This window comes from Capnocytophaga canimorsus, from assembly GCF_002302565.1.
Taxonomy (GTDB): domain Bacteria; phylum Bacteroidota; class Bacteroidia; order Flavobacteriales; family Flavobacteriaceae; genus Capnocytophaga; species Capnocytophaga canimorsus.
The window spans coordinates 2173120-2197551 of the sequence record NZ_CP022382.1; the positions used below are offsets into that span (position 1 = coordinate 2173120).

The 24432-nt window shown below is 36.1% G+C and carries 26 protein-coding genes and 1 tRNA gene; 14 read left to right on the forward strand and 13 right to left on the reverse strand.

Annotation, left to right across the window (positions count from 1 at the left end; genetic code table 11):
• Positions 1–163: 163 nt before the first annotated feature.
• Entirely contained in the window at positions 164–1915 is a 1752-nt protein-coding gene (locus CGC47_RS09540) for an ABC transporter ATP-binding protein (protein WP_082025335.1), read from the forward strand.
• 252 nt (positions 1916–2167) lie between these two features.
• On the opposite strand, the gene lpdA is transcribed toward CGC47_RS09540, so the two are convergent.
• From lpdA to CGC47_RS09555, 3 genes are all read right to left on the reverse strand, one after another.
• Positions 2168–3559, reverse strand: a complete 1392-nt coding sequence (gene lpdA, locus CGC47_RS09545; protein WP_082048272.1) for a dihydrolipoyl dehydrogenase — start codon at positions 3557–3559, stop codon at positions 2168–2170.
• Positions 3560–3704: 145 nt separating this feature from the next.
• Positions 3705–4070 (reverse strand): DUF1634 domain-containing protein, encoded by a 366-nt coding sequence (locus CGC47_RS09550; protein WP_095900286.1) that lies wholly within the window; start codon positions 4068–4070, stop codon positions 3705–3707.
• Position 4071: 1 nt separating this feature from the next.
• On the reverse strand, positions 4072–4899 hold the full coding sequence (locus CGC47_RS09555; RefSeq protein WP_095900287.1) for a sulfite exporter TauE/SafE family protein: 828 nt from the start codon (positions 4897–4899) through the stop codon (positions 4072–4074).
• Positions 4900–5083: 184 nt separating this feature from the next.
• On the opposite strand from CGC47_RS09555, the gene CGC47_RS09560 reads away from it, so the two are divergent.
• Entirely contained in the window at positions 5084–6394 is a 1311-nt protein-coding gene (locus CGC47_RS09560) for a Na+/H+ antiporter NhaC family protein (RefSeq protein WP_042001525.1), read from the forward strand.
• Positions 6395–6405: 11 nt separating this feature from the next.
• On the opposite strand, the gene CGC47_RS09565 is transcribed toward CGC47_RS09560, so the two are convergent.
• From CGC47_RS09565 to CGC47_RS09580, 4 genes are all read right to left on the reverse strand, one after another.
• Positions 6406–6855, reverse strand: coding sequence for a PH domain-containing protein (locus CGC47_RS09565; protein ID WP_095900288.1), 450 nt, complete (start codon positions 6853–6855; stop codon positions 6406–6408).
• Between the two features lie 8 nt (positions 6856–6863).
• Complete coding sequence (locus CGC47_RS09570; protein ID WP_095900289.1) at positions 6864–7289, reverse strand: PH domain-containing protein; 426 nt, start codon at positions 7287–7289, stop codon at positions 6864–6866.
• A gap of 55 nt (positions 7290–7344) precedes the next feature.
• Positions 7345–8499 carry a galactokinase gene (locus tag CGC47_RS09575; RefSeq protein WP_042001418.1) on the reverse strand — a complete coding sequence of 385 codons (1155 nt, stop codon included), beginning with the start codon at positions 8497–8499 and terminating at the stop codon, positions 7345–7347.
• Between the two features lie 497 nt (positions 8500–8996).
• Entirely contained in the window at positions 8997–10028 is a 1032-nt protein-coding gene (locus CGC47_RS09580; protein WP_042001421.1) for an aldose epimerase family protein, read from the reverse strand.
• Between the two features lie 233 nt (positions 10029–10261).
• Here CGC47_RS09580 and cmk point away from each other — a divergent pair, with 233 nt between their 5' ends.
• From cmk to CGC47_RS09595, 3 genes are read left to right on the forward strand one after another with little or no spacing between them, the layout of a single operon-like run.
• Complete coding sequence (gene cmk / locus CGC47_RS09585) at positions 10262–11011, forward strand: (d)CMP kinase (RefSeq protein ID WP_095900290.1); 750 nt, start codon at positions 10262–10264, stop codon at positions 11009–11011.
• Complete coding sequence (locus tag CGC47_RS09590) at positions 11008–11667, forward strand: ABC transporter ATP-binding protein (RefSeq protein ID WP_044729913.1); 660 nt, start codon at positions 11008–11010, stop codon at positions 11665–11667. Before cmk ends, CGC47_RS09590 begins: the two co-directional genes overlap by 4 nt.
• A gap of 17 nt (positions 11668–11684) precedes the next feature.
• Positions 11685–12455, forward strand: a complete 771-nt coding sequence (locus CGC47_RS09595; RefSeq protein ID WP_169922922.1) for a TIGR02757 family protein — start codon at positions 11685–11687, stop codon at positions 12453–12455.
• Positions 12456–12500: 45 nt separating this feature from the next.
• Here CGC47_RS09595 and hemW read toward each other — a convergent pair whose 3' ends face one another.
• From hemW to CGC47_RS09610, 3 genes are read right to left on the reverse strand one after another with little or no spacing between them, the layout of a single operon-like run.
• A complete protein-coding gene (hemW, locus tag CGC47_RS09600) occupies positions 12501–13640 on the reverse strand; it encodes a radical SAM family heme chaperone HemW (protein WP_082025338.1) in 1140 nt (379 codons plus the stop codon).
• Positions 13641–13655: 15 nt separating this feature from the next.
• Positions 13656–14201: a crossover junction endodeoxyribonuclease RuvC gene (gene ruvC, locus CGC47_RS09605; protein ID WP_095900292.1), complete on the reverse strand. Its 546-nt coding sequence runs from the start codon at positions 14199–14201 to the stop codon at positions 13656–13658.
• A gap of 5 nt (positions 14202–14206) precedes the next feature.
• Positions 14207–14710: a hypothetical protein gene (locus CGC47_RS09610; protein ID WP_041986040.1), complete on the reverse strand. Its 504-nt coding sequence runs from the start codon at positions 14708–14710 to the stop codon at positions 14207–14209.
• A 152-nt stretch (positions 14711–14862) separates the two neighbouring features.
• Between CGC47_RS09610 and pyrH the strand changes: the two genes are divergently transcribed.
• The 4 genes from pyrH to CGC47_RS09630 all read left to right on the forward strand — a co-directional run bounded on the left by pyrH (position 14863) and on the right by CGC47_RS09630 (position 17601).
• The gene (gene pyrH, locus CGC47_RS09615) at positions 14863–15570 is read left to right on the forward strand and encodes a UMP kinase (RefSeq protein WP_013996662.1); all 708 of its coding nucleotides are present in this window, start codon (positions 14863–14865) and stop codon (positions 15568–15570) included.
• 24 nt (positions 15571–15594) lie between these two features.
• Complete coding sequence (gene frr, locus CGC47_RS09620; protein ID WP_041986037.1) at positions 15595–16149, forward strand: ribosome recycling factor; 555 nt, start codon at positions 15595–15597, stop codon at positions 16147–16149.
• A 207-nt stretch (positions 16150–16356) separates the two neighbouring features.
• Positions 16357–16617, forward strand: coding sequence for a GlsB/YeaQ/YmgE family stress response membrane protein (locus CGC47_RS09625; RefSeq protein WP_095900293.1), 261 nt, complete (start codon positions 16357–16359; stop codon positions 16615–16617).
• Positions 16618–17013: 396 nt separating this feature from the next.
• Positions 17014–17601, forward strand: a complete 588-nt coding sequence (locus CGC47_RS09630) for a hypothetical protein (RefSeq protein ID WP_095900294.1) — start codon at positions 17014–17016, stop codon at positions 17599–17601.
• Between the two features lie 151 nt (positions 17602–17752).
• Here the strand turns inward: CGC47_RS09630 and CGC47_RS09635 are convergent.
• Positions 17753–17826, reverse strand: a tRNA-Arg gene (locus tag CGC47_RS09635).
• Between the two features lie 11 nt (positions 17827–17837).
• Positions 17838–18287 (reverse strand): GatB/YqeY domain-containing protein, encoded by a 450-nt coding sequence (locus tag CGC47_RS09640; RefSeq protein WP_042001433.1) that lies wholly within the window; start codon positions 18285–18287, stop codon positions 17838–17840.
• Between the two features lie 248 nt (positions 18288–18535).
• Between CGC47_RS09640 and CGC47_RS09645 the strand changes: the two genes are divergently transcribed.
• Complete coding sequence (locus CGC47_RS09645; RefSeq protein ID WP_042001436.1) at positions 18536–19543, forward strand: 3-oxoacyl-ACP synthase III family protein; 1008 nt, start codon at positions 18536–18538, stop codon at positions 19541–19543.
• Positions 19544–19588: 45 nt separating this feature from the next.
• Here CGC47_RS09645 and rimO read toward each other — a convergent pair whose 3' ends face one another.
• Positions 19589–20893, reverse strand: a complete 1305-nt coding sequence (rimO, locus tag CGC47_RS09650) for a 30S ribosomal protein S12 methylthiotransferase RimO (RefSeq protein ID WP_095900295.1) — start codon at positions 20891–20893, stop codon at positions 19589–19591.
• 226 nt (positions 20894–21119) lie between these two features.
• On the opposite strand from rimO, the gene thrS reads away from it, so the two are divergent.
• The 4 genes from thrS to rplT all read left to right on the forward strand — a co-directional run bounded on the left by thrS (position 21120) and on the right by rplT (position 24413).
• Positions 21120–23060, forward strand: a complete 1941-nt coding sequence (thrS, locus tag CGC47_RS09655) for a threonine--tRNA ligase (RefSeq protein WP_042001439.1) — start codon at positions 21120–21122, stop codon at positions 23058–23060.
• 106 nt (positions 23061–23166) lie between these two features.
• Positions 23167–23664, forward strand: a complete 498-nt coding sequence (gene infC, locus CGC47_RS09660; protein ID WP_109861910.1) for a translation initiation factor IF-3 — start codon at positions 23167–23169, stop codon at positions 23662–23664.
• Between the two features lie 72 nt (positions 23665–23736).
• Positions 23737–23934, forward strand: a complete 198-nt coding sequence (gene rpmI / locus CGC47_RS09665; protein ID WP_095900296.1) for a 50S ribosomal protein L35 — start codon at positions 23737–23739, stop codon at positions 23932–23934.
• 134 nt (positions 23935–24068) lie between these two features.
• Positions 24069–24413, forward strand: coding sequence for a 50S ribosomal protein L20 (gene rplT / locus CGC47_RS09670; RefSeq protein WP_013996650.1), 345 nt, complete (start codon positions 24069–24071; stop codon positions 24411–24413).
• Positions 24414–24432 lie beyond the last annotated feature (19 nt).

A 24432-nucleotide genomic window follows, 5' to 3' on the forward strand; every position in this document is an offset into this window, starting at 1 on the left:
ATTTCAGAGTATTTTTTTTAAATCTTTTTGTGTAATGAGTTGATTGAGATGTAGGTACAAAAGAATTTTAATACATTTTTTAAGTATGAGGGCTATTTATAAAAAAGAAAAGTAGTCGTTTGTTGCTCAGAATTGATTATCTTTGTACGCTCAAAACCTTTTTATGACCGAATTACGCTACTTAAGAAAATATTTTTATAAGTATCGGTATTACTTAATATTAGGAATATTTATCACCATTATTGCACGTATATTTTCATTGGTAATGCCCGAATACGTACAGAACTCAATAACCGCCATTGAGCAGTACGCCACATTGCCCGAAAAAGAGGGTAATCAAATTAAACAGATATTATTGCAATACGTGCTTATTATCATTGGAGCTACATTGCTTTCGGCTCTGTTTACGTTTTTTATGCGTCAGCTTATTATTAACGTATCTCGCTACATTGAATACGATTTGAAGAATGAAATCTTTGTGAAGTACCAACAACTTTCGCTTAATTTCTATAAACGTAATCGCACAGGCGACTTGATGAATCGTATCAGTGAAGATGTTAGCAAAGTACGTATGTATGTAGGTCCTGCCATTATGTATAGCGTTCAAACCATTACGCTTTTTGTTTGCGTAGTGCCTTTAATGTTTTACACTTCAGCGAAATTAACTCTTTATACCCTTATCCCACTTCCTATTCTCTCTATTTTGATTTATATAGTGAGTAAGAAAATTCATCGGCAAACGCTGGTCGTACAACAATACCTATCACAACTCTCTACCTTTTCGCAGGAAACATTTTCAGGTATAAGTGTTATTAAAGCCTATGCCGATGAGGCTCGTGTGAATGCTCAATTAGCTGATTTGGCGGAATCAGGCAGACAGAAAAGCATCAAATTAGCAAAAATACAAGCCATTTTCTTTCCTACAATGATACTGATGATTGGATTAAGTTTGATTTTTGTGGTGTTTATAGGAGGAAAATTATATTATCAAGGAGAGATTGAGTCTATTGGAGTTATTGTCAAATTCAGTATCTATGTGATGATGCTTACTTGGCCTGTGGCAACAGTGGGTTGGGTAAGTTCAATAGTACAACAAGCCGAAGCTTCACAAAAACGCATCAATGAGTTTTTAGCTGAGGTTCCTGAAATACAAAATGCACCCAATGCTCATAAAATAAATATTCAAGGAGATATTCGCTTTGAAAATGTAAGTTTTACCTATCCCGATACGGGAATTGAAGCACTCAAAAATGTTTCTTTTACCCTTAAAAAAGGACAAAACATAGCCATAATAGGTAAAACAGGAAGTGGAAAATCAACTATTTTAGATTTGATTACTCGTACCTTTGATGCTACTTCTGGCGAAATTTTCATTGATGGTTATTCCATAAAACAGCTGGATTTAAAACAACTTCGTGAGGCAATTTCAGTGGTGCCACAGGAATCCTTTTTATTCTCCGATTCGATTAGAAACAATCTGCTTTTTGGGAATGCTCAAGCCACAGAAGCGCAAATGATTGCGATGAGCCAAAATGCAGTAGTGCATCAAAACATTTTGGAGTTTCCTAAACAATACGACACTATTTTAGGGGAGCGTGGGGTGTCGCTCAGCGGAGGTCAGAAACAACGTTTGTGCATTGCAAGGGCTTTGCTTAAACCGGCACAGGTTTATCTGTTTGATGATAGCCTATCGGCGGTTGATACGGATACTGAGGAGAAGATATTGCACAATTTGGACACGGTTATTCAAGGGAAAACACGTATTATCGTCAGTCATCGTATTTCAGCCACTCAAAATGCTGATCTTATCATAATGCTTGAAGCTGGAAAAGTATCAGCAATGGGTTCGCATCAAGAACTTTATCAAAACTCCAGAGTGTATCGTGCCTTTTACGAGGCACAACGCCCAAAATAGCAACAACATTTGTTTGTTTTTTAAGTAAATGGCTTAAAAATTTGTATCGAACAAATATTCTTTCTGTAAAATAAAGCTACTCAAAAGCGTTTCTTTTTATTTTGTTGCAACAATCAGTAAATATCTACCAATTTATTTGATAATTTTAGATTTTGATACCTTACTACTATCAGACAATAGTAATAAGAACAAAAATAGGCACCCAACTTGTTTGGGTGCTTATTTTCATTATTTTGAATTATAAACTGATATTTAAATGTGAATTACTTCTCCATAGGCAGCAGCAACGGCCTCCATAACGGCTTCACTCATAGTAGGGTGGGGGTGAACCGCTTTTAACACTTCGTGACCTGTGGTTTCCAGTTTTCTGGCAACTACAGCTTCAGCAATCATATCAGTAACACCAGCACCAATCATATGACAACCTAACCACTCTCCGTATTTAGCATCGAAAATTACTTTTACAAATCCGTCGGCATTACCACCAGCTTTTGCCTTACCTGATGCCGAGAAAGGGAATTTACCAACTTTGATATCATATCCTTTTTCGCGAGCTTGTTTTTCAGTAAGTCCTACCGAAGCAATTTCAGGGGTACAATATGTACATCCAGGGATATTTCCGTAGTCAAGCGGTTCAACGTGTAATCCTTTGATTTTTTCTACACATAAAATACCTTCAGCAGAAGCCACGTGAGCCAACGCCTGACCAGGAGTAACGTCGCCAATAGCATAATAACCTGGAACGTTGGTTTGATAGAATTTATCTACTAAAATTTTATCTCTGTCAGTAGCGATTCCCACATCTTCCAAACCAATGTTTTCAATGTTGGTTTTAATACCCACCGCAGATAATAACACGTCAGCTTCAAGTATTTCTTCGCCTTTGGCTGTTTTAACGTAAGCTTTTACGCCATCACCTGAAGTGTCTACCTTTGTAACTTCGGCAGAGGTCATAATTTTGATGCCATTTTTCTTGAAGCTGCGTTCCAATTGTTTGGACACCTCTTCGTCTTCCACAGGAACGATATTCGGCATATATTCTACGATGGTAACCTCTGTTCCCATTGAATTGTAAAAGTAAGCAAATTCAATTCCGATGGCGCCACTTCCTACCACAATCATTTTTTTAGGTTGTTCAGGTAGAGTAAGTGCTTGACGGTAACCGATTACTTTTTTACCATCTTGCGGAAGTGCAGGTAATTCGCGTGAACGTGCTCCTGTGGCGATAATGATATGCTCAGCTGTGTATTCCGTAGTGTTTCCGTCTTTATCGGTAACAGCAACTTTTTTGCCTGGTTGCACCTTTCCGTATCCTTCGATAACGTCAATTTTATTTTTTTTCATCAAAAACTGAACGCCTTTACTCATTCCTTCGGCTACATTACGGCTTCGTTTTACAACAGCAGAGAAATCTTTATCAAATTCTTTTACTGAAAGCCCATAATCAGAGGCGTGCTTTAAATATTCAAATACTTGGGCTGATTTTAAAAGCGCTTTGGTAGGAATACACCCCCAATTTAGGCATACACCTCCCAAATTTTCTTTCTCAACAACCGCCGTTTTAAAGCCCAATTGCGAAGCTCTGATGGCTGTAACGTAACCACCTGGTCCACTTCCTAAAACAATAATATCGTATTTACTCATCATTAAAATATTTTACTTTGAAGTCAAAAATATAATCAGGTTACGAAATTAAGCATTTCTGATGTAAAAAAATCAAAAAAAATAAGTTTTTTGAACCATCTCTCTTTTTTAATGTTATTTTTATTCTTTTTTTGCCTTAAAACGACTAACTTCCTAAAAGAATGCTCCATATCAAAATGCCAATAACCAAAAGAGTAATCCCTACGTATAAAAAATCTTTTTCTTTTAAAAAGAGAAGTAATGATAAGATTAGCCGTAAAATGGGAGTTGCCAACATTAGCAATACGCCTAAGGCTACGATGCCCAAACTTTCTCCTTGTATAAGTAATGAGTAAAAATGCTGAAAATAATTTTGATTGATTGCATCATTCTCTTGAAAAGCAATTTGCTTAAAATTATTTTCTGAAAAATTTAAAAACAACCCCATAATTACAGTGACCACCGATAAAATTACTCCGATGCGCAGTACATTTCCAATGATTTGATTAGTTTTTTCAGTATTCGTATCCATATTAAAGTATGTTTTTTAGGGCATTATAAATCATATATATAGATATGGAAGATACCACAAAAGCAAAAAGAATCTTTAATGATTTTACTTTTGCTTTCATAAATATTCTAGCTCCTGTAACCGAACCTACCACTACACCCAGCAATACTGGGGCTGCCAACTGAGGAAGGATATCCCCTCTTTGGAAGTAAATTAAAGCACTTGCGGCAGCCGTTACGCCAATCATAAAATTGCTAGTTGTGGTAGATACCTTAAAGGGGAGTTTCATAATATTGTCCATTGCTAGTACTTTAAAAGCACCACCACCTAGTCCTAGCAGTCCAGAAATCATACCAGCAAAACCCATCATTGAAAAACCAGCAAGAACGTTTCGTGCGGCATACGAAATTTCGTTATTGGCATTAGGATAACTTCCGTATAGTTTTAAACGTTCTGACCAAGAGCCTTTTATCCGAGGATATTCGTAATTGGGTTTCGGACGTAAATTCAATAACACGGTTAGGATAAGAATCGCTCCAAAAATAATGGCAAGTAGATTTTCGGGTAATAATCCGGCAAGCATTGCTCCGCCAATGGCACCCAAAGTGGTAGCTACTTCTAAAAAGATGCCAACTCTTAAGTTAGTAAATCCTTCCCGAACGTAAGCCGAAGCCGCCCCCGATGAAGTCCCAATGATGCAGATTAGGGAAGCCCCAACGGCTTGATGCATAGGTACTCCAAAGCCTATCGAAAGCAAGGGTACAATAATTGCACCTCCACCAAGCCCTGTTAAAGCGCCCAGCATACCTGCCGAAATGGAGGCAATAAACAGTATTATAAAATCTGTCATATTTGTTTTTAAGCAAAGATAAGTAAAACGATTTTAGTCCTCACAAGGTTTGAGATCAATCTTGAGGTGATTTGTAATTGTTTTTAATATGATTATTTTGTTGTTTTTTGTTGATTTAATTTTTTTTTCTGTTTTGTCTTTTTATGTCAGGTTAAAATACTATTTTTGCGCTCAAAATAAAAAAATGGAATTAAAGAAAGATTTTGGCTTTTGGGCTATTGTTCCGCTATTGGTTTTCGTAATTATTTTTTTAGGGGGAGGATTGTATTTTAATAATTTTTACGTACTTCCTTCGCCGCTTATTGCGCTTGTAGGAGTAGTGGTAGCAATGCTGATGTTTCGCGCCCCGTTGCGAGATAAAATAAATACTTTCTTAAAAGGATGTGGTGAGCCAAGTGTGCTGACAATGTGTATTATATATTTGTTAGCAGGAGGATTTGCCACCGTTTCCAAAGAAATAGGAAGTGTGGATAGTATTGTAAATTTTGGTCTAAGCCATATTCACCCAAATTATTTTCCGATAGTTATTTTCGTATTGGCTTCCTTTTTATCCTTTGCTTCAGGGACTTCGGTAGGTTCAATCACCGCTTTAGGTTCTATTGTGGTGGATTTGGCATTGCAAAGCGATACGAATTTGGGGCTTGTGGGAGCCTGTTTACTTTCGGGGGCGATGTTTGGTGATAATCTTTCCTTAATTTCCGATACCACCATTGCCGCAACTCAAAGTATGCAATGTGCGATGAATGAAAAAATGAAAGCCAATTTCCGAATAGCACTTCCAGCAGCAATTCTTACTTTAATAATCCTTTTTATTTTTGGAAAAACGACCACTTCTCAAGTTTTTGAAGTGGTGCATCGTCCTTATGAATGGATATTGATGACTCCTTATCTATTGGTAGTTGTACTTTCACTTTTCGGATTGAATGTTTTTGTAACACTTTTTGTGGGGATATTATACGCAGGGCTGTTGGGACTATGGTTCGGCAAGTTTGATATACTTGCTTTACTCAATACCACTTATGAAGGGTTCACCTCGATGTCCGAAATTTTCTTTTTATCGCTCTTCTTGGGTGGATTGGCGGCTTTGGCAGAGCATTTTGGTGGTATCCGATTTTTGATGAATAAAATTCAACGACTCATTCGTAGTGAACGTTCGGCTAGTTTTGGTATTGCGGCTTTGGTCAGTACTGTAAATACTTGTGTGGCAAACAATACAGTTTCTATCCTTATTACAGGGAAAATCAGTAAGAAAATTGCCGATAAATACCATATTGCCCCTCGCAATGGCGCTTCAATATTGGACATATTTTCTTGTTATGTACAAGGATTGGTACCCTACGGTGCACAAGTATTAGCTCTAATAAAATTCAGTGACGACCAAATGCAGTATTCCGACCTTTTTAAATACGCTTTCTATCTGCATTTATTACTGATTTCTACCGTAGTTTATATGATAACGATTAAAAAAAGAAGTAAACGCATCACTTCGGTCTGAACAAATCCAATTCAAAAAACTACTTCAATATTAGGGTTTATTTCTAATAAATCTTTGATAAATTCGGACTCATTCTTAGGAGAAACTTTAATAGTCTCGTATTTATTGTAAAAAATTTCAAGTGCTTTACTATCTGGAGCGGTTACTCTGTCCATTGTTCCTAAAGGCATAATGTTATTACACTTAGATATTTTCCGAATAGTTTGGATATTAATTATTTCACAGAAACTGATTACAAATGTAAATGAAACCAATAAATCTTGACCTGAGATAGAGTAGTTTGTTTTCTCGTGAAACCGTAAAGTCATCCATAAAAGTATCGTATAAAAGATAATAATAGTCAAAACTAAATACCAATTAAAACCTTGAGTTATTACTATAAAGCTCAAGGCTATTATTATAATTGGTAACTGGGTGACCAAATATGGTTTACAACTAATTTTAGCTTTATATGACTTCATAGTTTAATTTAAACAATTACTTGAATATTAGGGTTAATTTCCAACAAATCAGCGATAAATGCAGTTCTATCTTTTGGAGAAATCAGAAAGCAGTCATATTTATTGTAAAAAACTCCGATACGCTCAAGTGATGCTCCCAGTCCAAGTTCTGCTATAAAGCCTACTTTTTCTATTTTTCGGATACTTTTAATAGCTATTTTTTTCTTGAAAAAGAAACCTCCTTTTAAAGTCAGGAATTCTTGGTCAATACTATATCGAATGCCCCAAATACAATTTCCAAATACTAAAGCCAAAAGCAAAAGTATTGTTGCCACAATTATTCTATCTCCAAAAGAAGTAAGCTCATATAACAAGAATATAAGCGGAAAGAATGTAATTACGATAACAATTCCAAAAAGGAATTTATCTACTTTGGATTTATATACTTTTTTCATTTGTAAAAAAAATAAAAGCCAAATGAAATAATGGTTTCACTTGGCTTTCTGATGATTATAGTTCACGAGTTCCCTCGCCGATGCTCACGTCATACACCGATGGGGCGTACCCAATTTTTTCTGTATAGCGTTCAGTAATGTGCTTTTTGTAGGCTTCTACACGGTCGTTTTTAACCAGTGCAATGGCACAACCTCCGAAACCAGCTCCAGTCATACGAACGCCCGTAACGCCATCAAAATTGATACTTTCCAAATAGATGGTATCCAGTTCTTTGCCTGTAACTTCATAATCTTCCATTAAGGATTTGTGTGAGGCAGACATCAACTCTCCGAAACGCTTCACGTCACCTGATTTTAAGGCTTTTTCGCTTTCTTTTACACGTAAGTTCTCATAAATTACGTGTTTAACTCGTTTTTGCATCTCTTCGGTAAGTTCGTTTTTGTGAGCCTCGAAGTACTCAGCAGGGATAGAACAAAGGTCTTTGAAATCGGCATTTTTGTTGAAGATTTCCAACGCTGCTTCGCAAGTAGCACGACGCTCATTGTATTTGGAATCTGCCAATTTTCTTTCTTTATTAGTATTGATAATCAGTAGGGTATCATCTTTTAAGCTGAAAGGCGTATAGGTATAATCCAACGTTTGGCAATCCAAAATGATGGCGTGTTCTTTTTTTCCCATTCCGATAGCGAATTGGTCCATAATACCACAATTTACCCCCACAAATTCGTTTTCTACGTTTTGTGAAATTTTCACCAGTTCAATTTGGTCTTTTCCCAGTCCGAAAAGAGAATTCAAAGCAAAGGAAGTTACAAGTTCGATAGAAGCTGAAGAGGAAAGTCCGCCACCGTTAGGAATATTTCCGTAGAAGAGAAATTCCATTCCACTGAATTTCGCACCCTCACGTGTAAAATAGTCAATACAACCCAGCGGATAATTTATCCAAAGACTTCCATTTTTGGTATATCCTTCGTGATTGATGGTTACCTGATGTGTTGATTCTGGAAAGTTTAAGCTCTTGAACGTAAATGTGTTGTCGTTTGTTTTGCGAACCGCCAAATACGTTCCATTCTCAAGAGCACAAGGCATCACCAGTCCGCCGTTGTAGTCGATGTGTTCGCCAATCAAATTGACACGAGCCGGAGCAAAGAAAACCTTATCACAAGGTTGCCCATAGCTTTTCTGAAATTCTTCTTGTATATATTTTTTCATTTTTTGAAATATTTTTTTCTGTTTTTGTACTAATTAAATATATATCTTTATTCCCGTATTACCAATTATAGGTAATCTGAAATCTTTTTTATAGTTTTATTTTATGTTTTTTACTTCTGACAAATGCTCGAAGCTCCAAAACGCGTGTTTCCTTCATTCACCTAAATGCTCGAAGCCCCAAAACGCTTGTTTTCTTCGTTCGCCTAAATGCTTGAAGCCTCAAAACGCTTGTTTTCTTCGTTTGCCTAAATGCTCGAAGTCCCAAAACGTGTGTTTTCTTCAAACGGCTAAATGCCCGAAGCTCCAAAACGTGTGTTTTCTCCAATCGGGAAAACCCCGAAGTCCTAAAACGTGTGCTTTCTTCATTCGGGAAAACCCCGAAGCCTTAAAACGTTTGTTTTCTTCATTCGGGAAAACCCCGAGCTTTTACAACGCGTGTTTTCTTATTTCGAATAAATGTCCGAAAGGTAAAAACTTTCGTTTTTAATTCTGAAAATTTATGCTATTTCAATGAACTTAAAAATAGTAAAATGTTTGTATTCCTCCTGCGGATTTAACTGCGTGGATTGAAACTGCGGATAATTCAACGCATCGGCAAAACCTTGGCATTCAAAACATATTCCTGCATTCTGCCCAGTAGCTTTTCTGTTTTTGGGGTGTAGTTCAGGTACATAGTATCCGCCATAGATGTGGAGTACGGGGTGATTGGTACGCACGTCCATACGAATACCACTTTCGTTGCAAATGAGCGACCCAACGGTTTCTTCCTCCGAAACCTGACGTGGAAAGGCATTGTCAATATCGGAGTGTACAAGGGTAGGCTTACGATAATCCCATTGTGTGCCTTCCACCAAGCGTAGTTCACCTGTTGGGGAATAATCAGGATTTAATGGAGAAACTCTGTCGCCATTAATCTGTAAATGATGATTTAAAATATTGCTGGAATCGGTGTTCAGGTTAAAATAAGCGTGTTGGGTTAGGTTCAGGATAGTAGGTTTGTTGGTAGTTCCGTAATAATCCACTCGGAGTTCGTTTTCATTAGTAAGTGAATAGGTTACTTCTGCGGTAACTTCGCCTGGGAAGCCTTCTTCGCCATCGGCAGAAATATATCGGAAAGTTACAGACGGAATTGGTTCATCTTGTACCGAAACGACTTCCCAAACTTTGCTGTCAAAACCTTCAAAACCGCCGTGTAGTTGTGCTTGGTTGTGGTTTACGCTTAGTTGGATTGTCTGTCCGTTGAGGGTTGTTTTTCCATTTTTGATGCGTCCGGCGTTTCTCCCAATGATTGCTCCAAAATACGGATATTCTTTGCGATAATCTGCACTTAGGTATTCTTCCAACGTGTCAAATCCGAGAACGGTTTGTATGTGTTTCCCGTCTTTTGGGAATTTAATGGAAGTGATGATACCGCCAAAGTTGGTTACTGATACTTCCATCGTGTTTTTATTGGTTAAGGTAAAGAGTGTTACCTGTTTATCGTGGTGTTTTCCAAAAGGTTTTTGTGTAATATTGGGTTTTACTTTCATCGTAGTTTAAAATTTTCGGACTAAATTACGAAATAATGTTGAAAGAAGTGTTTTTTTATTGTTTAAAAATAATGATGAATTGCAGAAGGAGTCTTTACTTGAGTTTATTCCCATTTTGTGGGTAAAGCTAATAGAAATTCGTTGTTGAAATGGTTATTTTTGCTACTTTTGTACTTCTGATAAAGAAGTAAAAGAAGGTGAAATATCTTCTTTAATTTAAAAAAAAGGGAAATTTGAGTAACAAGAATAAGGAATTGAAAAAGATAATCATTGCCATTGATGGCTTTTCGGGTACGGGTAAAAGCACTATTGCCAAAGGGGTTGCGCAAGAATTAGGATACATTTATGTAGATACAGGGGCGATGTATCGTGCCGTAGCTTATTTGGCTTATCAGCAAGGACTTATAGCTGTAGCCAGAGTTCAAAATTCTGAAGGAAAATTTGAATCTCACGAAATTATTGATAAAAAATCACTTTTAGAAGTTATTAAAAACAGTGATTTAAGCTTTATGACCGACCCTATTTCTGGAGCTTCTCAAATGCATCTGAATGGAAAGAATATTGAAAAAGAGATTCGAAGCATTACAATTGCTAATCACGTCAGCAAGGTAGCCAAAATTCCTGAGGTGCGTTCCTATCTGGTGGAATTACAACGGAAAATGGCTGAAAAAAAAGGAGTGGTGATGGACGGAAGGGATATTGGAACGGTAGTTTTCCCCGATGCTGAGCTGAAAATATTTATGACTGCTTCCGAAAGCATTCGAGCTCAACGCCGATATGATGAACTTCTTGCCAAAGGAGAGCAAGTACAACTTCATCAGGTACTTAAGAATATACAAGAACGCGATGAAATGGATACAAATCGCACCGAATCTCCTCTGCGTAAAGCCCAAGATGCTATTGAGTTGGATAATTCACAAACCACCATAGCCCAAATGGTGAAAACCATTGTTGATTTGGCACGAAAACAAATACAATTATGATAAAAGCGAAAAATATACACAAAACCTACGGAGGATTAGAAGTTCTCAAAGGGGTAGATATTGAAGTAAAAAAAGGTGAGGTTATTTCCATCGTAGGTGCTTCTGGAGCAGGAAAAACTACACTTTTGCAAATTCTCGGTACTCTTGAGGCGATGAATCCATTACCCGATGCTACTCTTTTTATAAACGATGTAGATATTAAATCGTTATCTTCTAATAAATTGGCAAAATTCCGTAATGAACATATTGGATTTATTTTTCAATTTCATCAATTATTGCCTGAATTTACAGCTTTGGAAAATATTTGCATTCCTGCATATATCAAAGGAATTTCTAAAAAAGAAGCCGAAAATCGCGCTATGGAATTGTTATCCTTTTTGAATCTTACTCAACGTGCAGGGCATAAACCTGAAGCACTCTCAGGTGGAGAGCAACAGCGTGTGGCTGTGGCACGTGCTTTGATGAATCGTCCAGCGGTGGTTTTTGCCGATGAACCCAGTGGTAATTTGGATTCGGAAAGTGCTGAAAACCTGCATCAGCTTTTTTTCGAATTGCGAAAAACCTTTGGGCAAACTTTCGTAATTGTAACTCATAATGAAGATTTAGCCAATATGGCAGACAGAAAGCTCACAATGTCTGACGGTAAGTTTCTGTAAAATAAACTATTAAAATGATGGAGCTTGCCGAAATAAAATCTTTTCTTGATGAAAAGGTAAGACAATATAACCGCCCTGAATTTGTGGAAAAAGACCCTATGCAAATTCCGAAGATGTTTTCTGTTAAAGAAGATATCGAGATCGCAGCATTTTTATCGGCAGCCATAGCTTGGGGGCAACGCAAAACAATCATAAGTAACGGACTGAAAATAATGCAATTGATGGATAATTCGCCTTATGAATTTGTTTTACAACATACCTCTTCTGATTTGAAGCATTTTGAGGGATTTGTACACCGCACTTTTAACGCTACGGATTTAGAGCAGTTCATAATTAGTCTGAAAAACATTTACTTGCATCACGGAGGACTTGAAAATGCTTTCGCCCAAAGTATTGAAAATGATGACCTACAATTGGGTATTTCCAACTTTAAGAGTTTATTTTTTACTGATGTTAAGTATCCAAGAAGCCTCAAACATCTTTCCGACCCTCGTAAAGGTTCTTCAGCCAAGCGTATCAATATGTTTTTACGTTGGATGGTTCGCAATGATAAGGCTGGGGTTGATTTTGGAATTTGGAAGAAAATAAGACCTGCACAACTTTCTTGTCCGCTTGATGTGCACACCGGAAATGTGGGACGTGCATTGGGTTTAATTACACGAAAACAAAACGATGCCAAAGCATTAACTGAATTAGATAGTTACCTAAGACAATTCGACCCTGAAGACCCAGCCAAGTATGATTTTGCTCTTTTCGGATTGGGTATTTTTGAAGGTTTTGGTAGATAATTCCACCCTAATTTTTGTTTGAAATCAGAATTCTGATAATCAGCGTCAAACAAAAAATAGGTCGGAGGCTATCCCATCGGATAAAAACTTTCCGTTGCGTGTCGTTTTTAGGCAGTTATCAGAAATCTCTAACAATTGTTGCTGGATAAACTTATTGGCTTGTTTTTGTAAATAATCTGACATTTTTTCACCAAAACGTTGTTCCACAGCCTTTAATGAAATTCCTTTTTGAGTTCGTATTCCAGTCATAATAAGTTCGTTATACTGGTCATTTAAGCTTAGAACTTCACGTTGTGAAGGCAAAATTCCTGCGTTAATTTGTTGAATGTATTTGATGTTGTTTGAAATGTTCCAACTTCGTTCAACGCCATTGAAGCTATGTGCTGAAGGTCCTATTCCCATATACTTTTTACCTTCCCAATATGCAGTATTATTTTTACTGAAATACCCCGTTTTTCCGAAATTGGAAAGCTCATAATGTATGAAATTTTCTTTTTCTAAAAAATCAACCATAGTCATAAATTGAGCGTGTGATTTATTTTCGTCAACATCAGGGTATTTTCCGCGAACAATGAATTGATGAAGAGCGGTTTTGGGCTCTACCGTCAGTGCATAAGCTGAAACGTGAGGGATTTTATATTGTATTACTTTATTTAGGTTTTCCAACCAACGCTCTTGCGACATATTGGGAAGTCCATAAATAAGGTCAATGCTAATGTTATCAAAAAAATCAGAAGTTTCCTCTAACAATTCTATTGTTTGTTTGGCGTTATGAGCCCGATTCATCCATTTTAAATCTTCTTCAAAGAAAGACTGCACACCGATGCTTAATCTGTTGATTTTTAGTCTTTTTAATTCAGATAGAAATTTTCTGCCACTGCATTTTTTTTCAAAGAAATCATCAGGATTTGCCTCTAAGGTAATTTCGGCATCAGAGGCAATCGTATAATATTTATTGATGGTTTCAAAAATCTGTTTGAGTTCATCAATCGATAAAATGCTTGGAGTACCACCGCCCAAGTAAATAGCTTTTAGAGGATTGTTAGCTTCTTCCTGCCTTATAAACAGTTCTTTACAAATGCTATCTACCATTTCCGATTTTCGTTTTAAAGTGGTAGAAAAGTGAAAATCACAATAATGACACGCTTGTTTGCAAAAAGGAATATGAATGTAAAGGCTGTGCAAAATACTTACTTTTTATTACCCTATACGGTCTTGATTCTGATTCACGAATGATTCCCAACTACTGTACGATTTACCCGCTACAATTTTACCCGAATTGAAATGATGGCAAACTGCTACAGCCAAGCCATCGGTAGCATCTAAAAATTGGGGCATTTGCTCTATGTTTAGCATTTGTTGTAACATTTTAGCCACTTGTTCTTTGGAAGCATTACCATTGCCTGTGATAGCCATTTTCACCTTTTTAGGTTCATATTCGGTGATGGGGATTTGTCGTGAGAGCCCTGCAGCCATAGCTACACCTTGAGCGCGCCCTAATTTTAACATTGATTGCACATTTTTCCCGAAAAAAGGTGCTTCAATAGCCAACTCATCAGGGTGGTAAGAATCAATTAGCTCAAGGGTTCTTTCAAAAATAATACGCAGTTTCAAATAATGATTGTCGTATTTTTTGAGCTGCAATTCATTGAGTTGTAACAAACTGATTTGTTGCTTAACCACTTTTATCAGTCCAAAGCCCATAATGGTAGTTCCTGGGTCGATACCTAAAATGATTTTTTCCAAAATAGTTATTTTACATCAATCACAATGGGTAATGTAAATTGGGTGCTAACTTCAACACCTTGTTTTACAGCAGGTTTTATATTTGGAAATGCTTCAAAATGTTTTTTCAAAGAAGTTTCCAAATTCGGAAGTAAATTTTTGGTTTGGTCTTTGGCTTCAATATAGTCCAAAATGGTATTTCCTTGATTGCTGATTTTTACAAAAACCTTTAGGGTATCGTTAATAGGTTCGGCTACCTCAAATTTTTCGTTTTGAAAGATGTCTTGAAATATTTTAGCGAATGTATTTTCAAAGCATTTTTTTTGTTCTTCTTGGGTAAGGGTATCGCTACACTGAGGAAATAGTGGATAGCTATCAACCTCATTCATATCAATTTCAGCCAATTGTGTTTGTACAATGGAGTCCAATTTTGCTTTGGCTTCTTCGGCTTGTTTGGCTTTATTATCGGCATTGAAGTTGCACGAAGCCATCAAAAAAGGGATTAGAACTGAACAAAAAGAGTATTTCATATTCCAAAATATTTAAGACTATATACTTGTAATGGTCAAAATTATAATAAAAAAACGACACAAAAAAATTTTTTCGGTACAATTGGTTATGATAAAATTTATATCTTTGCTTGTTGAAGGTTTCGTTTGAAAGTAATAAAAATAAAATATAAATGAAATATAAAAGAATTCTGTTGAAACTCAGTGGAGAAGCCCTAATGGGAAGTCGTCAGCACGGGATAGACCCTGCTCGGCTCAAAGAATATGCCATTGAAATCAAGGAAGTTGTAAAACAAGGCGTAGAGGTAGCTATTGTTATCGGCGGAGGAAATATTTTTCGCGGGGTAGCAGGTGCTAGTAACGGAATGGACAGAGTACAAGGAGATTATATGGGGATGCTCGCAACAGTGATTAACTCGCTGGCTTTGCAGAGTGCTTTGGAAGAAGAAGGTGTTTTTACCCGATTACAAACCGCTATCACTATGGAAGCCATTGCAGAACCCTTCATTCGCCGACGTGCTGTACGGCATCTAGAAAAAGGGCGTGTAGTCATTTTCGGCGCAGGTACTGGAAATCCGTATTTTACTACTGATTCAGCTGCGGTGTTAAGGGCTATCGAAATCAATGCAGATGTTATTTTGAAAGGAACTCGTGTGGATGGAATTTATACCGCTGACCCTGAAAAAGATAAAAATGCTACCAAGTTTGAACGTATCACCTTTGATGAAGTAATGGATAAAGGATTAAAAGTGATGGATATGACAGCTTTTACTTTAAGTCAGGAGAATAAACTGCCTATAATTGTTTTTGATATGAACAAAAAAGGAAATCTATCAAAAGTAGTGACAGGCGAAAACGTGGGAACCATAGTTGATTTATAAAAAAATATAAAAACGCAATAAAATATGAATGAAGAAATAGATATTATTTTAGATAGCACTGATGAGGCAATGCAAGCCGCTTTGGCTCACTTAGACAAGTCATTGTCAAATATTCGTGCCGGAAAGGCAAGTCCGCAAATGTTAGGAAGTGTTTTTGTGGATTATTATGGTTCACAAACTCCTTTGAATCAGGTGGCAAATGTAAGTGCTCCTGACTCAAGAACCATCACCATTCAGCCTTGGGAAAGGAGTATGATTCAGCCTATTGAAAAAGCCATTATGGTGGCAAATTTGGGGTTTAATCCTATGAATAATGGTGATGTGGTGATAATTAGCGTTCCACCACTAACCGAAGAACGCCGAAAGGAATTAGTAAAACAAGCCAAAGGAGAGTGCGAAGATGCTAAAATAAGTATTCGCAACGCGCGTCAAGATGCTAATAAAGAGATAAAAAAAACCGAAACTTCAGAGGATATAAAAAAAGGAGCAGAAGAGAGTGTTCAGCAGCTCACCGATAAGTACATTAAGAAGGTAGATGAAATTTTTGTACTCAAAGAAGCTGAAATTTTAAAGGTTTAATTGCTTTATCAATAAAAGATAATATTTAATTACGAAGGATAATATTTATAAATATTATCCTTCATTTTTTATAGAATAAAGTTTTTTTGAAAAAAAATAAGTGTTTTTTTATTTTTTAACTAAAAAATAACATTTATGCTTATTGATTAGAATATTTTTTTCTTATCTTTGCCTAGAATTAAAAAAGAATAATTAAATTTTGTTTTTATGGGAACAGGTATCATTGGAACACTTATCATTGGAGCCATTGCAGGTTGGCTCGGAGGAACTATCTATAAAGGTAGTGGACTTGGACTAATCGGGAATATCATTGTTGGTATTTTGGGTAGTTTTGTTGGATATTGGCTTTTAGGAACCGTATTGAATATCTCTTTAGGAGGAGGTTGGATTGGAGCTATTTTCACAGGAGCTGCTGGGGCTATTGTTATTTTATTTTTACTTAACTTGATATTTAAGGGGAAAAAGTAGCCTGACGATTATTTTTCATTTTGAAAAGTAATTAAAAGACAAAAAATAGAAAGCAACAAAACTATAACGTTTTGTTGCTTTTGTTTTTTATTTTTTTGCCTATTCAGATAATAAGGATTGACATAGTTGTTGGGTAGAAGGAGCAGATGCAAAACTCTTAAAAAAGAATGATTATTTACATTTTAATGCCACCGCCTTAGGGAAAGTAAATACAAAACTTTTACAAATTCGTTGGGAGAATAACGAATTTGGAATAAAATATTTACCTAAAAATGTTAATTTAGATTTTAAGGTAGATGTTTCAGGAAGTTTTTTAGGCTTTAAATTAGAAACCGCTCCCTTTTACCAAAGAATACTTTTAATGAAAAAACAACAACAAAATGGAAAACAATAAAAATGGAAAAAAAATATTATTTACGGAGGAGGATTATCTATATTCATCTGTTTATATCGTTTTTGACAGTTTTAGGAGAATCTTTTTCGGGATTTAAAAACACCTTGATGGCATATCATTCGTTAAATTTTCAAAAGAATTTTGTACGAAAAAAATTTTATTACATAGAAAATAAATCATATTCAACAAAATCAACTGCTTATTACTTATATGGCATTATAGAAGATGACTTACCAAATGATTTTGAGGTAACTAATGATTTTTTTTCACCAGATAATTATGATTTAAGAAAGAAATTGGTTGAAAAATATGAGGGAATTTTAAAGATTTTTGTGGCAGGAGATAGGTATGGACAATTTTTTGAAGAAGATGAACAAGGAAGGACATATATAAATGTTTGGTACAATCCAAAAGTGAAAGAAGTGTATTCCATAAACCATACGGGAATTGATTATAATGGACTTTTATGGCACTTAGTTTTTACAATTTGGATAATCCCTGAAATTTGGTATTTAGTCATTTTAAGACGAAGAGAACAGCGAGAAAAATTATTGGAAAAAAGTAATAATGATGGTGATTTAAAAAGTTAAAAGAGACTATTTTTTACCAAAGAATTGTTTTTTATATCTGCAATCAGAAATAAACTTGTACTAACAGCTAATTATGAAATTTAAAACTTACCCTTTTGAATATCCTTTAAAAAATAACTCACTGTTTTACAGTGAGTTATTTTGTGTTTTGTGACCGCGAGAGGATTCGAACCCCTAACCCTCAGAGCCGAAATCTGATATTCTATCCAGTTGAACTACGCGGCCTTTATTTGTTGTTATGACAATAATTTTTTTACAATGGTCGAAATGGCTTTCCCGTCAGCTTTACCAGCCAATTGAGCCGTAGCTTGAGCCATTACCTTACCCATATCTTTCATTCCAGAAGCGCCTAATGAAGTAATTACTTGAGTAACTTCAGCTTCAATTTCAGCCTCAGAAAGTTGCTTGGGCAAGAATTTTTCAATAACAGCGGCTTGAGCTAATTCGGGTTGAGCCAAATCTTCCCTACCTTGTTCTTTGTATAGTGAAGCACTGTCTTTACGTTGTTTGACTAACTTTTGGAGGAGTTTCATCTCGTCGGCTTCAGAGAGCTCTTCTGAGGCTCCCGATTCTGTTTTCGCTAATAAAATTACCGATTTTATTGCTCGTAAAGCTTCTAAAGAAACTGTATCTTTAGCTTTCATAGCAACTTTTAAGGCTTCCATTATTTCTGCTTGTAAACTCATACTCTCTTTTTCTTTCGAAATGCAAAGATATAAAAACTTTAAAAACAAGTTTGTATTTCTTTGAGTTTTTTTACCTGAAATTTTCTTTATAATTAAAATCTTTTATGTAATGGTCTGATTATTATTCTAATGATTTTCTTATTTAAAATTGAAGGGCTTTGTCACTTTTCATAATCAAAAAAAATCATTAAATTGCATTGCTATTTGAATAATAGTTTTCACATTTTTTTTATTTAAACACAATGTATATGTATCGTTCCAAAATTAGAGGATTAGGATTTTATGTTCCTGAAAATATAGTAACTAACGATGATTTGTCTAAGATAATCGACACCAGTGATGCTTGGATTCAAGAGCGTACCGGAATACAGCAACGACATCATATCATTAGAGGGCAAGATACAACTGCTTCGATGGGTGTTAAGGCAGCCGAAAAAGCCATTGAACACGCTGGAATTCAGAAGGAAGAAATAGATTTTATTATTTTTGCTACTTTAAGTCCTGACTATTATTTTCCAGGTTCAGGAGTTTTGGTACAGAAAGAATTAGGCTTAAAAACCGTAGGAGCTTTAGATGTTCGCAATCAGTGTTCTGGGTTTATTTATGCCCTTTCTATAGCCGATCAATATATAAAAACAGGGATGTACAAAAATATTTTGGTGATTGGGTCGGAATCACAATCTCCAGGGTTGGATATGACCACAAGAGGGCGTAACGTTTCCGTTATTTTTGGTGATGGTGCAGGAGCTGCACTTGTTTCCAGAGAAGATAATCCTCAAAAAGGAATACTCTCTACACATTTACACAGCGAGGGCGCTCACGCAGAAGAGTTGACTATGATTTCCCCAGGAATGGGAAAACGTTGGGTTACTGATATTGTAGCTCAAAATGATCCACAAGACACAAGTTATTTTCCGTATATGAATGGGCAATATGTTTTTAAACACGCTGTAATACGATTTAGTGAGGTTATCAATGAGGGCTTACAAGCCAACGGATTATCTTCTTCTGATATTGATATGCTCATTCCACATCAAGCTAATTTGCGTATATCGCAATTTATACAACAAAAATTTGGACTTTCTGATCATCAGGTGTTTAACAACATTTCGAAATACGGAAATACCACAGCGGCTTCTATACCCATTGCCTTGACCGAAGCTGTACAAGAAGGCAAAATAAAAGATGGCGATTTGGTTGTGTTAGCTGCTTTTGGTAGTGGATTCACTTGGGGAAGCGCAATCATTAGGTGGTAAAACAAAAAGAGGTTTATGAAAAAACATAAACCTCTTTTTAATGTTTTATTTTACAGGTTCTCCGTACAAATCATAATCGGCGGCATCTGTAATTTTTACATTTACAAAATCACCTGTTTTGACGTAGTGCTTCGAAGCGTCAATAAGTACTTCATTATCTACATCAGGGGAATCAAATTCGGTACGTCCAACAAAGTATTGTCCCTCTTTTCTATCAATTAAACAGCGAAAAATTTTACCTATTTTCTCCTGATTCAATTCCCAAGAAATTTGAGATTGAATTTCCATAATTTCGTTGGCACGTTGTTGCTTCACTTGCTCAGGAACATTGTCTTCTAGTTGGTAAGCCGTGGTGTTCTCTTCGTGGCTGTATGTGAAACATCCTAAACGTTCAAAACGAGTTGTTTTTACAAAGTTTTTCAAAGTCTCGAAATCTTCTTCAGTTTCTCCTGGGTATCCTACGATTAGAGTGGTACGAATAGCCATTTGAGGTACTTTTTCTCGGAATTCTTGTAAGAGTTTGGTGGTTTTCTCTTGAGTTGTTCCGCGTTTCATACTTTTCAGGATAGGGTCTGAAATATGTTGAAGAGGAATATCAATGTAATTGCAAATTTTGGGTTCTACTTTCATTACCTCTAATACATCTTTCGGGAACCCCGTTGGGAAGGCGTAATGTAACCGAATCCACTCAATTCCTTCTACTTTTACCAAAGCGCGTAGTAGATCGGCAAGTTTTCGCTCTTTGTAAAGGTCTAATCCGTAATACGTTAAGTCTTGAGCGATGAGGATGAGTTCTTTAACGCCTTTTTGAGCTAATTTTTCGGCTTCGATAACCAAATCTTCAATAGGGGTGCTTCTGTGCTTTCCGCGCATTAGTGGAATGGCACAAAAGCTACAAGGGCGATCGCATCCTTCAGCTATTTTTAGATAAGCGTAGTTTTTCGGGGTGGTTGTAAGCCGTTCACCGATGAGTTCGTGTTTATAATCTGCTCCTAAAGCTTTTAGTAATGATGGAAGCTCGGTAGTGCCAAAATATTGGTCAACATTCGGAATTTCTTTCTGCAAATCGGGTCTATAACGTTCGCTTAAACAACCTGTTACAAATACTTTATCTACAATTCCTGCCTCTTTTTTTTCTACATATTCCAAAATGGTATTTATGCTTTCCTCTTTGGCACTTCCGATGAAACCGCAAGTATTGATAACTACTATGTTACCTTTTTCTTCGTGAACAACTTCTTTGCCACTTGCTTTAAGTTGCCCCATAAGCACTTCGCTGTCGTAAACGTTTTTGGAGCATCCCAAAGTAACTACGTTGATTTTATTTTTTTTGATGGATTTTGTTCGCATAATAATTGATTTGCCGTTGCAAAGATAGCTTTAAAATGAAAATTATTACGAAAATTAGAAATTTTTACCAATAAATAAGGTTTTAAAAATAGATTTCTTTTTTTATTAAATATTGATTTTTAGATATTTACATTCTTTTGGTTTTGAATAAATATTTGTAAATTGATATCTTATTGATTTTTTAGTATCTTTGCCAGTCTATATAGTAAAAAACAATTATTGCAATATGATTAAAATTACGCTACCAGATGGTTCGGTTAAGGAAGTTGCTAAAGGAACAACTCCTTATGAAGTTGCTTTGAGCATTAGTGAAGGGTTGGCAAGAAATATATTGTCAGCAAGTTACGATGGAAAAACGATTGAAACGACGACCCCCCTGACCACCGATGGAAGTTTAGTTTTATACACTTGGAATGATGCTGAGGGCAAAAAAGCATTTTGGCATTCGTCTGCCCATATTTTGGCTCAAGCTTTGGAAGAAACTTTTTCGGGTATCAAATTGACTATCGGTCCTGCTATTGATAACGGATTCTATTATGATGTAGACTTTGGACAACATAGCTTTTCTGAAAAAGATATTCCAGAAATTGAGAAGAAAATGCTTGAAATTGCCAAAGGAAAGCATACTTTTTCGATGCGTTCTGTAAGTAAAAGAGAAGCATTAGAGCTTTACAAAGAAAATCCATATAAAACAGAATTGATTGAAAATCTGGAAGATGGCTCAATTACATTCTGTGATCATTCCACTTTTACAGATCTTTGCCGTGGCGGGCATTTGCCTAATACGGGTTTTGTAAAAGCGGTGAAAATATTGAGTATCGCAGGAGCGTATTGGCGTGGTGATGAAAAAAACAAACAGCTAACACGTGTTTACGGAATTTCGTTCCCAAAACAGAAAGATTTAACGGAATATTTAGCCCTTTTGGAAGAAGCTAAAAAGAGAGACCACAGAAAATTAGGCAAAGAGTTAGAATTGTTTACTTTTTCAAATAAGGTTGGGCAAGGGCTTCCGTTGTGGTTACCCAAAGGAGCAGCACTTCGTGAGCGTTTAGAACAATTCTTGCGGAAAGCACAAAAACAAGCTGGATATGAGCAAGTTGTTTCTCCTCATATTGGGCATAAAGATTTGTATGTAACTTCAGGGCATTGGGAAAAATATGGTAAAGATAGTTTTCAACCTATTGCAACGCCTAATGAAGGTGAAGAATATTTACTAAAACCGATGAACTGTCCGCATCACTGCGAAATTTACAATTCAAAACCTTGGAGTTATCGCGATTTGCCTAAGCGTTTTGCTGAGTTTGGAACGGTGTATCGTTACGAGCAAAGTGGTGAACTTCACGGACTTACTCGGGTACGTTGCTTCACTCAAGACGATGCCCACATTTTTTGTACACCAGAACAATTGGACGAAGAGTTTAAAAATGTGATTGACTTGGTATTGTATGTATTTGGTTCGCTTGGTTTTGAGAATTTTACAGCACAAGTATCGTTGCGTGACCCCGAAAATCCAGCTAAATACATTGGTTCCGATGAAAATTGGCAAAAAGCAGAACAGGCAATTATCAACGCAGCTAAAGAAAAAGGGTTGAATTACGTGATTGAAACAGGCGAAGCGGCTTTCTACGGACCTAAGTTAGACTTTATGGTGAAAGATGCTTTGGGAAGAAGTTGGCAGCTTGGAACAATCCAAGTAGATTATAACTTGCCAGAGCGTTTCGATTTGTGGTATAAAGGTTCTGATAATGAATTGCATAGGCCTGTTATGATACACCGAGCACCTTTCGGAAGTATGGAGCGTTTTGTGGCGATTTTGCTGGAGCATACAGCGGGTAATTTCCCACTTTGGTTGATGCCAAATCAGGCGATAATTCTTTCTTTGAGTGAAAAATATGAAAAATATGCTCAAAAAGTTTTGAATTTGTTAGAAAATTTCGAAATTCGCACACTGATTGATAATCGTAATGAAACCATTGGCAAAAAAATCCGTGAGGCGGAAACTCAAAAAATTCCGTTTATGCTGATTGTGGGTGAAAATGAGGAAAAAGAAGCTACAGTTTCTGTCAGAAAGCACGGAGGAGAAAGCTTAGGAAGTATTTCTGTTGAAGCTTTTGTTAAAATTGTTCAAACAGAGATTGATAAAAGTATTAAGAAATTCAAATCATAAAGCATTGTTGCTTTTGGTTTGTAGTGAAAGAAAAATAATCAAAAAATAAATAGCTATTAGTAAGAAAGTTAACACTCCGGGTAGAGATGACAAACAACCTCACCGAATAAATAGAGATATTCGAGTTGCAGAGGTGCGTTTGGTTGGGGATAACGTTGAAATGGGCGTATATCCGATACAAAAAGCATTAAAAATTGCTGAAGAATTAGAGTTGGATTTGGTGGAAATTTCACCCAATGCAGTCCCACCTGTTTGTAAAGTGATTGATTATAAAAAATTTCTTTACGAGCAGAAAAAACGTGAAAAGGAAATAAAATCCAAAGCTACTAAAGTGGTTATCAAAGAGATTCGATTCGGACCTCAAACCGATGAACACGATTATGAGTTTAAGAAAAAACACGGTGAAAAATTCTTAAAAGAAGGTGCTAAAGTGAAAGCTTACGTCTTCTTTAAAGGACGTTCTATCATTTATAAAGATCAAGGAGAAATACTTTTATTGCGTCTAGCAACCGACTTGGAAGAGTTCGGAAAGGTGGAACAAATGCCAAAATTGGAGGGTAAAAGAATGACAATGTTTATCGCTCCCTTGTCTAAGAAGAAATAAAGTTGTACTTTTGCCGTCGCTTTTTAAAAAAGTAAGTAAATCGAAATAATATCCAATAAATTAAGAAGCAAAATGCCAAAAATTAAAACTAAATCTGGAGCAAAAAAGCGTTTTAAGCTTACTGGTTCAGGAAAAATCAAAAGGAAGCACGCTTACAAAAGCCACATTTTGACTAAAAAATCAACAAAACGTAAGCTAAAATTAACGCATACAACTCTGGTACATCAGCACGATGAAAACAGTATCAAGGAACAATTAGGTTTAAAATAACATTTTTGTTCTTGATTTTGAGTATTTCAAAGCAGTTTTGCTTTTAGCTCAAAAGGTAATTCAATAACCCTGGAGTGGGCTCATTCAAAAGATTCATTCAAAAATGAACGCCTACTACAAAAAATTAAAAATTTATGCCAAGATCAGTAAATGCAGTAGCTCGTAGAGCTCGTAGAAAAAAAATAATGAAGCAAGCCAAAGGCTTCTTTGGTCGCAGAAAAAACGTTTGGACGGTAGCTAAGAATGCTGTTGAAAAAGCAATGCAATATGCTTACAGAGACCGCCGTAATAAAAAGAGAACATTCCGTGCTTTGTGGATTGCGCGTATCAACGCAGGAGCAAGACTTCACGGATTGTCATACTCTCAATTTATGGGGAAACTAAAAGCAAATCACATTGAACTTAACAGAAAAGTTTTAGCTGATTTAGCAATGAATCATCCAGAAGCTTTCAAAGCTATTGTAGAAAAAGTAAAATAAACGTTTAATTAAGATATTA